15 protein-coding genes are annotated in these 12,480 nt (G+C 55.8%); 3 read left to right on the top strand and 12 right to left on the bottom strand.

Going from position 1 to position 12,480, the window contains the following annotated elements; genetic code table 11:
- Positions 1 to 8 precede the first annotated feature (8 nt).
- The 7 genes from EXR70_03480 to EXR70_03450 all read right to left on the bottom strand — a co-directional run bounded on the left by EXR70_03480 (position 9) and on the right by EXR70_03450 (position 5,433).
- Positions 9 to 614 carry a DUF4382 domain-containing protein gene (locus tag EXR70_03480; protein MSP37533.1) on the bottom strand — a complete coding sequence of 202 codons (606 nt, stop codon included), beginning with the start codon at positions 612 to 614 and terminating at the stop codon, positions 9 to 11.
- Positions 560 to 1,204, bottom strand: coding sequence for an SCO family protein (locus EXR70_03475; GenBank protein ID MSP37532.1), 645 nt, complete (start codon positions 1,202 to 1,204; stop codon positions 560 to 562). The genes EXR70_03480 and EXR70_03475 overlap by 55 nt, the downstream gene beginning before the upstream one ends.
- Positions 1,155 to 2,036, bottom strand: a complete 882-nt coding sequence (locus tag EXR70_03470; GenBank protein MSP37531.1) for a hypothetical protein — start codon at positions 2,034 to 2,036, stop codon at positions 1,155 to 1,157. Before EXR70_03470 ends, EXR70_03475 begins: the two co-directional genes overlap by 50 nt.
- A 28-nt stretch (positions 2,037 to 2,064) precedes the next feature.
- A complete protein-coding gene (locus EXR70_03465; protein ID MSP37530.1) occupies positions 2,065 to 2,631 on the bottom strand; it encodes a class I SAM-dependent methyltransferase in 567 nt (188 codons plus the stop codon).
- A gap of 65 nt (positions 2,632 to 2,696) precedes the next feature.
- Positions 2,697 to 3,593 (bottom strand): hypothetical protein, encoded by an 897-nt coding sequence (locus tag EXR70_03460; protein MSP37529.1) that lies wholly within the window; start codon positions 3,591 to 3,593, stop codon positions 2,697 to 2,699.
- Positions 3,590 to 4,141 (bottom strand): TlpA family protein disulfide reductase, encoded by a 552-nt coding sequence (locus tag EXR70_03455; GenBank protein ID MSP37528.1) that lies wholly within the window; start codon positions 4,139 to 4,141, stop codon positions 3,590 to 3,592. The genes EXR70_03460 and EXR70_03455 overlap by 4 nt, the downstream gene beginning before the upstream one ends.
- 56 nt (positions 4,142 to 4,197) lie before the next feature.
- Positions 4,198 to 5,433, bottom strand: coding sequence for an exo-alpha-sialidase (locus EXR70_03450; protein MSP37527.1), 1,236 nt, complete (start codon positions 5,431 to 5,433; stop codon positions 4,198 to 4,200).
- Positions 5,434 to 5,765: 332 nt separating this feature from the next.
- Here EXR70_03450 and EXR70_03445 point away from each other — a divergent pair, with 332 nt between their 5' ends.
- Entirely contained in the window at positions 5,766 to 6,020 is a 255-nt protein-coding gene (locus EXR70_03445; protein ID MSP37526.1) for a hypothetical protein, read from the top strand.
- On the opposite strand, the gene EXR70_03440 is transcribed toward EXR70_03445, so the two are convergent.
- The 5 genes from EXR70_03440 to nikR form a co-directional block, all read right to left on the bottom strand.
- Positions 6,013 to 6,429 carry a hypothetical protein gene (locus tag EXR70_03440; protein ID MSP37525.1) on the bottom strand — a complete coding sequence of 139 codons (417 nt, stop codon included), beginning with the start codon at positions 6,427 to 6,429 and terminating at the stop codon, positions 6,013 to 6,015. The two genes, EXR70_03445 and EXR70_03440, sit on opposite strands and share 8 nt — an antisense overlap.
- Before the next feature lie 103 nt (positions 6,430 to 6,532).
- Positions 6,533 to 7,225, bottom strand: coding sequence for an energy transducer TonB (locus EXR70_03435; GenBank protein MSP37524.1), 693 nt, complete (start codon positions 7,223 to 7,225; stop codon positions 6,533 to 6,535).
- 122 nt (positions 7,226 to 7,347) lie between these two features.
- A complete protein-coding gene (locus EXR70_03430) occupies positions 7,348 to 8,604 on the bottom strand; it encodes an MFS transporter (GenBank protein MSP37523.1) in 1,257 nt (418 codons plus the stop codon).
- 12 nt (positions 8,605 to 8,616) lie between these two features.
- Complete coding sequence (locus tag EXR70_03425) at positions 8,617 to 10,644, bottom strand: TonB-dependent receptor (protein ID MSP37522.1); 2,028 nt, start codon at positions 10,642 to 10,644, stop codon at positions 8,617 to 8,619.
- A 53-nt stretch (positions 10,645 to 10,697) separates the two neighbouring features.
- The gene (gene nikR / locus EXR70_03420; GenBank protein ID MSP37521.1) at positions 10,698 to 11,120 is read right to left on the bottom strand and encodes a nickel-responsive transcriptional regulator NikR; all 423 of its coding nucleotides are present in this window, start codon (positions 11,118 to 11,120) and stop codon (positions 10,698 to 10,700) included.
- Between the two features lie 107 nt (positions 11,121 to 11,227).
- Between nikR and EXR70_03415 the strand changes: the two genes are divergently transcribed.
- Together EXR70_03415 and EXR70_03410 are read left to right on the top strand one after the other, a co-directional pair.
- A complete protein-coding gene (locus EXR70_03415) occupies positions 11,228 to 11,656 on the top strand; it encodes a cytochrome c (protein ID MSP37520.1) in 429 nt (142 codons plus the stop codon).
- Positions 11,653 to 12,252, top strand: a complete 600-nt coding sequence (locus tag EXR70_03410) for an SCO family protein (protein ID MSP37519.1) — start codon at positions 11,653 to 11,655, stop codon at positions 12,250 to 12,252. Before EXR70_03415 ends, EXR70_03410 begins: the two co-directional genes overlap by 4 nt.
- Positions 12,253 to 12,480: the final 228 nt, after the last annotated feature.

The following is a 12,480-nucleotide window of genomic DNA, read 5'->3' as shown; positions in this document are numbered from 1 at the left end:
GCTGCGCTTTAACCCGGCGGGATTCTTGCCGTTAGTTTTCCATTGGTAAAAACTTCATAGCCTTGCAAGCTGAGCTCGTAACCGCGCGGCGGGTGGTCGGTGAAATCGCCTACCGTCAGATCGATGATCAGTAGGGTTTCGCCGTCGGGGCGGACTTCAAAGGGTAGTTTTACGGTGCCGATCCGGTTTTTGATCGCGGCGCGGCGCTGATCTTTATTGAGAATCCCATCTATCCGTTTGATCTTGAGGTGAAAGCCTTCGAAGCTGCCGGCTTCGATGGGGCCGCGATAGACTCGCGCGCGGTTTATTCCGATGTATTGGGTCAGATCGACGGTGTCGGGATTGGCCGGGAGGTCGCGCCAGCCGGTTTGCCAGAACTTGAGCCCGGCTTTTGGACTGAGTGAAAATTTATCGATGACGATGTTTAGTTTAGCGAAGTCGCCGATGGCGTCGCGGTGATCTTTGATGTGGATTTCCAATACGCCGGACTTGTTCTGTGCGGCCAAGCTGCTCGCAATGAAAAGCAAAACGCCGATGGCAAAGGTCAGCGCACCGCTGATTACTTTTGCGCGCTGAGCCACTGAAAATCCTTGAGCACTTCGGGCTCGAGCCATTTGTCGCCGTAGTAGTCGACTCGGCGCAGCCCTTGACGGTCGATGAGCGTGGTCAGCGCAGTGTGAAAAACTTGTCCGGAATCGGGTTTGGTAACGTTGACGCCGAACGCTTTCCAAACCTTTACCAAATCTGCGCGCGCGCCGGTTAGGAACGACCAGTGGTTCAGATCGGCTTTGAAGCGTCCGGCGTAATCTTTCATGACGGCTGCGCTGTCGCGTTCCGGATCGGTGGTGATGCTGAGCAGCCAATAGTTCTTAATTTTCTTCTCATCCAAAGCGCGTTGGATGGCGGCGACTTTGGCGCTCAGCAGCGGACAAACATCGGGGCAGGTGGTGAAGATGAAATTGACTAAAACGACCTTGCCGCGGCTCGTTGCCATCTGAAACGGATTGCCATTCTGATCGATCAATTTGAAATCGGCGACGACGCTCTTGACCAGACGGCGGCCGATTTCACTCGGTTGTTTCGGCGGAATCGGGATATGCGCCTGGGCGTAGGAGGTGATCAGACCGATGCCAAAACAAGCTATGAGCCAGAAGTTAATTTTCGATCTTGAATTCATAGGTGACGTTGAGCAGTTTAGTGCCATCGGGTAAATCGCCGCGGACCGAGTAGGTACTGCGATAAATCTGCTCCTCGCCGGGCTGAATCCGCACCGGCAGCAAAAGCGCGCACTCGACGAGATCCAAATATTGCGCGAACTCTTGCGGCTCGACCCGGTGCGCGATGCGTGTGACGATCTCCTTGGCTGACCGGTTGACCACTTTGAAACCGACGGTAAATAGATCGCCGGAGCGCGCTACTGTGCTTTTGCTGAGCGCCGTGGCGCTGATTGCGTTGCCCGGCACGGTGGCGCTGAACTGTACTTGGACGCCGGCGGCCCAGTCGAGAAAGACTTTCCACTTGGAGCCTTCTTTGCTCAGGACGAATTTTTCTTCGCCTTCGATCATCGGTAGTTTGCCGGCGCCGATCATTTTATCGATGGTCGACAGCAGGTTTCTGCGTGCCGGCGCGGATAGAGCATTCAATTTTTTGTCATCCCAGTCGTGCAATAGCGGCGCGATGCTGTTGGCGTCCGGCAGTTTCATGGCGACGGTGACGCGCTGGCGCGGTCCCTCGGCGACGCTGGCGAGCTGATTGACTTCGATCAAACCGGCGAGCCTGGCCGCCAGCGCCAACGTGAAGCCGCTGAACGATCCCCGTTCGCGGACATAGTCGTTGACATTTTTTAATCCTTGGTCGTCGGCGGAAATGAAACGGTAGGCTTGGCGAAAATCCCGGGCGTAGAGAAATCGCAGATATTGGCTCAGCGCTTGTACCGGTTCTTGGCGCGGGCTCGCATCGCTGTTGACTAACCAAGCGAGCGCCGGCAACGCCAGCAGTAAACCGGCGCAGAGCGGGAGAAGAAATTTTTTCATCATAGATAATAGAATTCGTCACGTGGCAAGATTACTTCGCCCGGATGGTCCAAACATAAATGTTACGGCCGAGAACTTGTTCGTGCTTGTCGGGCGGCCAATCGCCCATGTCGAAAGCATGGGAAACGACTCGTGCGCCGGGTTTGAGTTGGGCGAGCAGCTTGGGCCTGAGTTGCAGATTGACCTCCGGGAACAAATACATCGTCACCACGGTGGCGGCCGAGAAGTCCACGGTGAGTAGATCCTGGTTGCGAATTTCAGCGCGCGCTTGAACCCCGGCTTTTTGAATATTCGCCCGGGAGTCTTTGATCAGATCGCCGTCGATTTCAAACCCGATGGCTTGAGCGCCTCTTTGCGCGGCGGCGATGACGATGCGGCCGTCACCCGAGCCGAGGTCGTACACCAGGTCGCCGGATTTAATTCCACCCATGTCGAGCATTTTCTCGACCACTTGCGGCGGCGAGGGCACGAAGGGAACGATTTTTTTGTGCTCAAAAGGCGAGTCCTGCGCCAGCGCCGTGGCGGCCGCAATTAAATAAACCAGCGCGCCAAGTAGGAATATCAGCGGTGAGATTTTTCGATTCATTGAGTGAGCCATTCGATGGCAGCAAATTAAACACAAATTGCCACGCACTGCTAGATTCCCCACGTCGGCCGCGCCGATTACTTTAGTAGGCGAAAGTCGTAAGTGAGCTTGAGTTGGCGCACACCTTCGGGCAGCGTGCCGCGCAATAGGTAGGTACCGGAAAATTCCTGTTGCTTGGCCGGCGCAATCGTCACCGGCAAAAGAAAGCCACACTGGACGAAGTCCAAGAAATCGGCGCTGGCGTCGGGCTCGACCACGTGGACGATGCGCGCGGTGACAGGTTGGTTAGTCCGGTTGGTGATTTTCGGAACGACTTCAAAGATCTCCCCCGGCTGCGCGACGATGTCGGTCTTTGACAAGCTGACATCGAGATCGGTTGCCTGCGATAGATCGACGCGCAACGGGATTTTGACTCCAGCGGCCCAATTCAAAAAAATCCGCCAACCGTCGGCTTCTTTGACCAACTCGAAGTTTTCTTCGCCTTCGCTCATGTCGAGCGAGCCGCCGTGTTTTTTCTTGTCGATGGCGTCGAGAATTTGTTTGCGCTCCGCTGGCGCTAAAGAGTTCAACCGGTAGGCGTCCCAATTGAGCAGCAGGGCTGAAATCTTATTCGGGTCGGGAACTTTGTAGTTGATAACCGTCTGGATGCGCGTCGGCGTGTCTCTGCGCTGTTTGAAATAGATTTCCATTGACTCGCTGAGCTTTTTCGCCACCTCCAAAGTAAAGCCGGCGAAGGGGCCGCGCTGTTGGAGATAACGGTTGAGATCGCGCGCTTTGCGGTCGGCGCTCGAAATAAAGAGGTAGGCTTCGATGAAATCGCGCGCGTAGGTGGCGCGCAGGTAAGTTTGCAAAACTTGCTCAGGATCGCTGGGAGATTGCTTCAGTTCCGCCGCGCTGAGCTTGACGCTAGTTAATAGCAGCGCCAATAAAAGTAGCGCGATGGATCTCCAGGGTTTTAACGACGACGCGATCATTGTTTGCCGACCAAGCCAGTTTTCTTTAACGCCTTGCGCGCCCGTTCCGTTGTCGCCGGGCCGAGGACGATGTCGCGAACGATGCCTTGCCCGTCGATGAAAAAAGTCGCTGGTGGACCGAAGATACGATAGGCTCGTTTGACGGTGCTGTTCAGGTCCAGGGCGATCGGAAAAATTAGTTTCGCTTCCTTAGCGAATTCGCTCACCGCGGCGCGGGTATCTTCGACGGCGACGCCGAGCACGCTGAAACCTTCTTTGCTTCCTTGTGATGCCAGCTCGTTGATGAGCGGCATTTCATCGCGGTAGGGATCGCACCAACTGGCGAAAAAAATTAACACCAGCGGTTTGCCATGAAAAGTTTCTAACGTGAGCGTTTTTCCTTCCATCGATTTCAGTTCGAAAGGGACTGCCGCGGCGCCGACGGTTGGCGCTGTGCCCGGATTCGCTGGATGAACATGCTGTGCGCTGGCGGTCGATGTGGTTAACGCAGTCGCCAGCAGCCAGAGCAAGGCTACGGTTAAGCTCATTCTTACGTTTACCGATTTCATCGCTGCACCGTCGCGCTTTTCATCACCACCCGGGAATCTTCGCCGTCGATTTCAGTTCAGGCGATGTGGAGTTGGTTATGGCGCAGGGCCAAGCTTGGCCGGCTGGCGTTACCTTTGGCGTTGCTCACTTGTTGGATCGGACTCCAGCTTTGCTCGTCGGCGTTGAGCAGGCGCAGATATATTTGCGCGCGGTTGTTGCTATCGAGATTGCTCCAAGCCGAGTAGACCGTATCGTCGTCACCGACCACCAGATTGTTGTAGAGAATCTCGGGCGCGCTGTTGGCCTGCACCAACTGACGCAGCGCAAAACTTTTGCCGCTGTCTTTCGACTTGCTGTAATAAATACCGGCTTCCTGTTCGGTGCGGCCAAGGGTGAACCAACTGACGTGCAGTCGGCCGCGACTGTCGCGGCCGATGCTCGGACCGGAGTGCGGGCATGACGGAACCTGCCAGCCGTCGTCGCTGATTTGCACCGGCGCGGCGAAGGTCGCGCCGCCGTTGGACGACTTGCGCAGCACGTGATTACGAATTTGTTTGTCATTGACCTCGCGGTCGACCATGTAAATCGTTTTCCCGCCATCGGCAAATGCGATGCCGAGCTTGCAGCATTCGCAGAGACCCTGGCCCACCTGATAATTTTTCGTCGCCGCCTGGCCGTTTGAATTCATGCGCATGAGATAGAGCTGGCGCAGCTGGGGTCCGTCGACGCGCCGGTCGATCCAGGCAATTAGAAAGTTGCCATCGGGCGCGAGCTCGATGATCGGAAAGCGCGCAGCATCTTTGACTTCGTTCAAAGTCCGCGCCGATGTGAAGCCGCCTTTGCCGTCATCCATGGCGAAGCGAATGTTGGCGCGGGTTTTGTCGCCTATCGCGCTGGGGATTGACCAAGCTACGTAAGCTCGGTTGTCGGCGCCGAAGGCAACCTTGGGACCATTTTCCTCGCCCTGAATTTCTTCCGAATCGCTATTCACTTGGGCGGACGCCGCGAGCAGCGCTACGCGCAGCGGCGAGGGTGCCATCTTGCCGGCGACATGTTCGTGCGCTTGAGTCGGTTTCGTCGTGGCGCTCATGCCGGCGTTGTCTTCGGTCCAGATCGCGAATAGCCGGCCATCGGCACGGTAACGGAGAAACGGCGTCGAGGGATTGCGCGTGCCATCGCCGAGATGGATTTCTGCGCCGAATTCTATTCTCGCCGAGCGAGCTCCCATGCCGCGTTCGATCAGTTCCGCGCTGCAACCGAAAACCAGCAGCGATAATAGGAACGGAAGTAATCCGCTAAGTCTATCAGTCATCGTCTTCCCTCTATCTGACTTCGCATCGCAGCCGATGCGTTGGAAGAACTTCTTCTCAGGCAATTCCCAATCGGTTGGAAGATGCACTCGATGGGTTTGCCACTAGAAGTAAATAAAATGCCAATGAAAATTTAGATCAGAGGCGGCGCGCGCTGTGAGCAGGGTGAGGGATTGAACGATCTCGGGGAATGGCTCGACTCTACTGTCTGGAGTCGCACCGCGACGGTGACAGTAGGCAATTCGAATGACGCTGCGGTCAATGCTTGGGCGTTTTGGATCGCCGTTAGAGTGACGCAATCGCTCTGCTGCGAAACCGGCGGCGGTGCGGGTGAATGCTCGTGTTGGTGCGCGTCGTGATTGTCGAACTGTACGCTCGCCTGCGGCGCTTTGAAGCGATCGAAGAAATGGTGCACTCGATGAGGCGCCGAGAGTACGGCAAACAGCAGCAAGGACAGGGCAGCGCTGAGACAGAGGCCGCGCTTTGCGTTCGCTATTTGTCTATCGGTGTTCATCGCGTGGTGGGTGCAATGTTAGTCGGTCGCGCCAGGCGCTGCAAGCTCGACGGCGTGGGCCAAATGTTTACTTGACGGTGAACTCGACTTTGTCGCGGGCATCCAGTTCGGTTGTGTGATCGTTGGCGACGACACGCAGCTCCAAGACATGTTTTCCGGGTTTGACGCCGTTGAGCGTGCCTTTGGCGCTTTCGAACATGCCCATCATTTCGCCGTCGATGTAAGCGTGGGCGTGGTGGCCGCGTTTGCCTTTGACGAGTTTGTAGTGAATTTCCACCTTGTCGCCCTTGATGCTTTGCCCCTTAGTTGGGACGAGGATTTTTATGCTGGCGCCCTCGGCGGGTTTGAGCGCTGGTGGGGTTGTCTTATCCGTGGTGGTTTTTGCGGCGGGTGCCGCGTGATCGCTATGTTCGTGCTGAGCCGCGGCGCCAAACGGTAGCGCGATCGTCAAGACGGCGGCGAAAATAAATGCTCCAAGCTTCATGCGTCAATCTCCCTGACGGTTATTTGAACATAAATTCATCGCGGTCGAAAGCGTCGACCCTTGCGGCAAATCTTAGCTGGTGAAAAATCGCTTGGGCCGCGACTCAACGCTGCAAACGGAAACGGTAGACGAAAGTAAATTCGGCGGCAACGTTTTGGCCGTCTTTCTGCGCCGGCTCGAAGCGCGATTGCTTGACGGCTTTGAGCGCTTCGTCATCGAAGCCGGCGCCGCCGCTCTTGAGGATTTCGGCTTTCGTGACATTGCCTTGAGTATCGACTTCGATTCTCAAAGTGACGTCGCTTTCGACGCCGTTACGTAGCGCCATCGCCGGATAGCTTGCCCGGGCGGTTTGCAGCGCTTTGGCTTCGCGATTGGTTCTAAAAATTGGTTGTTGGGCCGGCAGTCCAGGCGCGCCGGCGCCGCGGCCGAGCCCCGCTACGGATGTGCCGCCACCGGCACTTCCCGTTCCCGGCAACACACCATTTTCGCTTTTGCCGAAAAGATTACTCGCGCTGGCTTCGCTGCCGCCGTCTTCGACGCGAGGAGCGCTGGCGATCACGGTCGCGTCAGTTTTTGTAGGTAGGATAGGTTTTATCTCCGTCGGTTTGTTTTCTGGCGGTTTCGCGAGTGGCGCGGGCTTTTTTTCTTCGCTAACCGCTGGCAGTTCGATCAAACTGACCCGTAGAAAATCTGGAAGCGGTCGATTGCTATGAACGATCGACGAGGCAACCAACAGCACTAGGCCGTGAATCGTCAGCGACGTGAACAAAGGAATGCCGAAGGATTCCTCCTTCATGGAAGAATCTCCTGGGACATTTTCGCGGCGAAGATCGATCGGCTCTTGATCATCATTTCAATTCGCTGAAACATTTTTCGGCATCTTTAACTATTACGACCGTGGCGCCCAAAAGGATTGCCTTACCGCGCGCTCGCTTCAGCCTTCGCCGGCATGCGCAGCAGCAGGAGCAGGCTCATCGCCACCAGATAGGAAATCGAAATCACACTAAACGCCAGACCGAAGCCGTACTTGCTCATGACGCCGCCGGTGATTAACGTCCAAAAGGGAATCGAAATGAAACCGATAAAATAGTAGAGACTGAAAGCGGCATCGAAGAGTTCCTCGCCGACGAGATCGGCGAGCAACGCCTGAGTGAGCGTCTGGCGCGAGGTCACCGCCGCGCCGTAGACAATCAGATTGATAAACAGCCCGGCGGAAACCGTTTGCTGCCATGCGAGCCAGATCGTGCAGACTCCCGACATTAACAGCGACGCCTGAATCACCAGCTTGCGATTGTAGCGATCGGAGATCCAACCCCAAACGAACGGGCCGACCAGGCTGCCGACTTGGATCAAACTAAAAAGCAGCGCGGCGCGGGTGAGATCGAGATTAAAGTCGTGGACAAAATGGGGAATGATGTAAACCTCATTGATGTCTTGGCCGCGGCCGGCGGCGCCGGCCATAAACACCAGCGAGACCAGCAAGATGTTTTTATTTTTTAGACAAGCCTTGTATGCCTGCCAACCGCCGGGGGCGAGACGGGATTTTGGTTTGTCCTCGGCGTTGTGCAGACGGTCTTGGAAAACTAGGCAAAGCAGGCCGATGACAATCGTCAGAGCGCCGATAACCCAAAATACGCCGCGCCAACCGAGCCAACTTACCAACAGCGCCGCCGAGATCGGTGCCAGCAATCCGCCGATCTGTCCAGCCGTCGAGTGAAACGCTAAGATGCGGCCGCGCCCTTCGGTAAAATGGCTGGCGAGCATGCTCGACCCCACCGGATGTTGCGGGCTGGAGCCGATGCCGCCGATTAAGCGGGCGATGAAAAAATGATTGAAGGTCGACGCGAAGCCGTTGGCAAAGACCGAAACTCCCAGCAGGCAGTTGCCGATGGCTAAGATCACGCCGCGGCGTAGATAGGGCACGACGAAACCATAGGAGGCCTGCAAGATGCTGCCGAGCGTATTGTAGACCGAAGCGAGCGACGCGATGGCGAGATAGCTCATGCCGAGCTCTTTCATCATCAATGGATAGATCACGCCCAGCATGGCCGACTGAAAATGGTTGATGAAATGGGCGCTGCAGACGATCGAAAAAATTGTCCTGCGGCTCACTGAAGCCTGGGCGCTTTGTTGCTGTATGTTTTCTGCCATCGTTTGTTCTTCTGCCTCAGGCATATAAAAAAATCGTCACCATAGATGCACCGTGATGCCGGCTTTGACAGTCAGCGGCTCGCCGGGGGAAAAGTGAATGTCGTTGACCGGCGTGCTTTCCGATTTCAATTGCGAGCTATGAAAAAATTGCGCCGAGCGCCATTTTTTATTGGCGAGGTTGACGATCGAAAACAAAAATTCGCAGCGCTCCCATTTATATTTGGCGAGCAGATCGAAAATCGTATAACCGTGAATCGTCGCCGTGCGCTCTTTGTCGCCCCAACGGGCACCGATGGAGCGCATTTGCAGGCGACCTTCCAGTCCGGTCAAATGGCGCGCAGTCAAACCGCCGGCGGCGAGAAATCGCGGCGCCAACGGAACCGCGTCGCCGGTTTTGACAAATTTCGCCCAGGTGTACGACGTGTCGAGATCGGCGCTCAGCCAGTCGACGAGCTGAAATCGCAACTCGCCTTCGATACCCTGTCGTTGGGTTTTGCCCTTGGCTTCGGTACTACCAGCGTCGCCGGCCCAAACCAATTCACTATCGAGATGCAGGCGCCAATAATCGATACCAACATCGAAACGATCGAAGAGCTTGGTTTTGTATCCGAGCTCGCCGCCGAGGGCGCGCGGCAGCACCGCTTTGCTGCTTGAGCTGGTCACCACGTCGCGGGCGTCGTTGCTGTGATAGCCGCCGCCGAAATTGACGTAGAGCTCCGAGCGTTTGGCGACGGCGTTGTCGACAAACGGTGAGACAATCAAATTGACTTTGGGATTGGCGATGACAGCTTCTTTGGTACCGTTGATGGAATTGGCCGCGCTGCCGTCGGCGCGCACGTCGTAGAAGAATTTATCCAAGCGGACGCCGAGCTGGGCTCGCAGCCATTCGGTGGGGCGCAGCTCTTGTTGGGCATACCAGGCCAGATTGTGCTGCTGGATCAACGAATCGCTGGTGTTCGCCAGTCGTTGGCGGCGGGTGTCACGAAATTGGCCGACGTTGGCGCGATCGCTGCGGCTGGAAAAACCGACGAGCGTCTCGTTAGGAATATTCAGCAACGAATAATTGCGCCGGTAGTTGAGATACGTGCCGCCGAGGATGCGCTTGTCGGTTTGCTCGATCTCATCGCCATTGACCGAATCGTCCTGGAAGAAGGTAAAATTTGAAAACAATTGAAATCGGTAATAGGAAAACCAAGCTTGGGCGTTGAGCGATTGCTCGGCATCGGCCCAATTGTATTGCACATTGACGTTGTGCCGTTCGGTCTTGCCGCCTTCGCTGTTGTCGACGGCGTCGAATCGGCCGAGTTCCCTAGCTCGTACCGCGCGCGCCGGAATTTCGCCTGACGCATTCCAATCGCTTTTGAAAAAACTGCCGAGCAGGTGGAGATTGGCACTCGCCGTCGACAACAGTGTGAACTTCGACATGACGTTGAGTCGGTTAAAGTTCTCAGGATTTTTGAACGGTCCGAGATCGTGAAATGCTTCGACGCCGATGTAAGGTGAGAACGGCGTGCCCTCGGGCGGGGAAAGCACGCCGAGATAACGTTGCTGATTGTAACTGCCCCCGGTAATCGTCAGAGTTGTGTCTTTGTCGCGCTTCTTAGTAATGATGTTGACTGCGCCAGCGGTATTGAAGTCGCCGAACTGCACAAAGTAGGGACCTTTATAGACTTCCACGCGATCGACCATCTCTGGGATTAGCCAATGAAGGTCGGCGTATCCTTGGCCGTGGCCGTGGCTCGGCAAGTTGACTGGAATGCCGTCGATAAAGATCGCCACGTCGGAGCCATGGTCGGCGTCGAAACCGCGCAGAAAAATTTGCTCGGCTTTGCCGCCGCCCTGATGTTGGGCGACGAATAGTCCGGGGACCAAGCGCAGAATGTCTCCCGGCGTGGTGCTCGGTCGGAGTTCGAATTCTTTTTGGCGAATGGTTTGCTCGCTTGCGGTCGAAGTCGGTTGTTGACCGATGACGTAGACTTCCACCGGGTCGGCTGCGAAAGCTGGCGCGAAGCGCAAAAATATCCCTAGGAGCAGACCAGCAGAATTTCGTCGCCAAGCGTTCATGGGAGTCTTTGGTAGTACCTTATTCAAATTCGTGCTATTTGACGCAAAAAAATTTAGTGCTTCATCTCCGCGGTTGTGGTTACCAACTTACCGTTCTGCACGCCCTTGGTGGCGATCAATTTGCTGGCGATCTCGTGAACTTTATCGGCGCGGCCGCGGATGACGATGGCTTCGAGACAATTATGCTCATCCAAATGGATATGCAGACTGGCGCTCACCGCGACTTCGGCTTTGTGCTGCATGTCCGCGAGTAAATCGCTCAGTCGGTGCACCCGATGGTCATAGACCAAGGTAACCACGCCGATCACCGGCGTAGCGCCGCGACCGACTTTCTGCTGGATCAAGTGATCGCGAATCAGATCGCGAATCGCCTCGGAGCGGTTTTGGTAGCCCAACTCGCCGATGCTCAGATCGAAAGCGGCTAACAGATCATCTTCCAGCGATACGCCAAAGCGCGATAGGTGGTGTGTGGCCATAATCTAAGTGGATAAATAATACGAAAATTAATTTCGTGTCAACAATTGGTCCTTGCTGGCGCTCGGCTTGGCAGGCCGGATCGGCTGTGTTACCTGTTGGAGCAGTGATGCGATCAGCCATTTTTTGCTGCTTTGCGCTGTTGCTTCTTGCGGTAGGCTGCGGCCGCAACAGCCGCATGGACACGGTTTATTCCCAGCGCTGTTTCAACTGCCACGGCGCCAACGGTCGCGGCGATGGACCCATGGCGGCGGCGCTGCCAGCGTTGCCACCGGATTTCCGTGATACAGTCCAACATAAGAGCAATCCGCAGATCAAAAGAGCTATAGCCGACGGCAAAGGCGTGATGCCTGCCTTCTCACCCGCGCTTAGCCAGTCCGAGCTTAACGACATGCTGCAAATGGTGCGACTCATTAGCCGAGAAGGGCGTAACATTAGCTGGTGGGAGAATTTCGATACGCTAGTCGCCGCCCATTGCAGTATCCCTTGGGAAGCGGTGCTCGGTTATGACGACCCACCAGCGGAGAAAAAACCGTGACAATTCGCAGTTGGTTACCCTTTTGTGCGGTTGTCTTGCTAATAAATTCGCCAATCTTCGTGCTTGCCGCGACCGCGCCTCAAAGTTCGACCCAGCGCCGTGAAGTTAAACTGGCGATTGGCGATTTCATCCTCACCGATCAAAGCGGCCAAACATTTCGATTCAGTCAACTCGGAGGCAAGGTGGTTCTCGTCAGTTTCGCTTACACCACTTGTCCCGATGTTTGTCCGCTGCTGACGGCATCCATGCGCCAAGTGCAAATCGGCTTATCCGCTACTGAGCGCAAGGATATTCAGCTACTAACGATCACCACCGATCCGGAAATCGACGCGCCGAAGGTGTTGGCCGGTTACGCCCAACGTTATGGCGCGGAGTTGGACAACTGGGCGTTTCTCACCGGCGAAGAAAGTAAGCTCAGAGCGGTTTGGAAAAACTTCGGTGTTGGGGTCAAGCGGAAAGGTCGCGGCCTAATCGACCACACGCCGTTGACGGCTATCGTCGATCGCCATGGCACGTTGCGCGTCGTCTACATCGGTCCGAATCCGGTCGTGACGACGATGCTGAGTGATTTGCGTGCGCTGCTCGCCGATCGTTAGTCGGTTTTTCGATACCGTCGCTAAATTTGTTTGTCGCACTTTTGACAAACAAATTGTCCTGTAACGTCGGCGTAATCCCTGCTGTCGTGGCAACGTCAATATGTCATGTTAACAGCAACGCGATTATGTCAGGGTAGTGCGTTGGGTTGAGGTCGTAAGTTAGAAACCTGGCCATAGCGGAACCCCACCTTGTTGGAGTTGGTTCGATATAGGCCAAGTGTGTGCGTC

The organism is Deltaproteobacteria bacterium (assembly GCA_009692615.1).
Taxonomy (GTDB): Bacteria; Desulfobacterota; Binatia; order UBA9968; family UBA9968; genus DP-20.
Note: the sequence above shows the minus strand (reverse complement) of the source record. Positions and strands in the feature narration are given on the sequence as shown.

Excerpts from the sequence above, each read along its gene's own strand:
- EXR70_03425 (MSP37522.1), bottom strand. The coding sequence starts at position 10,644 with ATGAACGCTTGGCGACGAAATTCTGCTGGTCTGCTCCTAGGGATATTT.
- EXR70_03475 (MSP37532.1), bottom strand. The coding sequence starts at position 1,204 with ATGGCACTAAACTGCTCAACGTCACCTATGAATTCAAGATCGAAAATT.
- EXR70_03445 (MSP37526.1), top strand. The coding sequence starts at position 5,766 with ATGCTCGTGTTGGTGCGCGTCGTGATTGTCGAACTGTACGCTCGCCTG.
- nikR (MSP37521.1), bottom strand. The coding sequence starts at position 11,120 with ATGGCCACACACCACCTATCGCGCTTTGGCGTATCGCTGGAAGATGAT.
- EXR70_03480 (MSP37533.1), bottom strand. The coding sequence starts at position 614 with ATGGCTCGAGCCCGAAGTGCTCAAGGATTTTCAGTGGCTCAGCGCGCA.
- EXR70_03430 (MSP37523.1), bottom strand. The coding sequence starts at position 8,604 with ATGCCTGAGGCAGAAGAACAAACGATGGCAGAAAACATACAGCAACAA.
- EXR70_03455 (MSP37528.1), bottom strand. The coding sequence starts at position 4,141 with ATGAAATCGGTAAACGTAAGAATGAGCTTAACCGTAGCCTTGCTCTGG.
- EXR70_03465 (MSP37530.1), bottom strand. The coding sequence starts at position 2,631 with ATGGCTCACTCAATGAATCGAAAAATCTCACCGCTGATATTCCTACTT.
- EXR70_03415 (MSP37520.1), top strand. The coding sequence starts at position 11,228 with ATGCGATCAGCCATTTTTTGCTGCTTTGCGCTGTTGCTTCTTGCGGTA.
- EXR70_03435 (MSP37524.1), bottom strand. The coding sequence starts at position 7,225 with ATGAAGGAGGAATCCTTCGGCATTCCTTTGTTCACGTCGCTGACGATT.
- EXR70_03470 (MSP37531.1), bottom strand. The coding sequence starts at position 2,036 with ATGATGAAAAAATTTCTTCTCCCGCTCTGCGCCGGTTTACTGCTGGCG.
- EXR70_03440 (MSP37525.1), bottom strand. The coding sequence starts at position 6,429 with ATGAAGCTTGGAGCATTTATTTTCGCCGCCGTCTTGACGATCGCGCTA.
- EXR70_03460 (MSP37529.1), bottom strand. The coding sequence starts at position 3,593 with ATGATCGCGTCGTCGTTAAAACCCTGGAGATCCATCGCGCTACTTTTA.
- EXR70_03450 (MSP37527.1), bottom strand. The coding sequence starts at position 5,433 with ATGACTGATAGACTTAGCGGATTACTTCCGTTCCTATTATCGCTGCTG.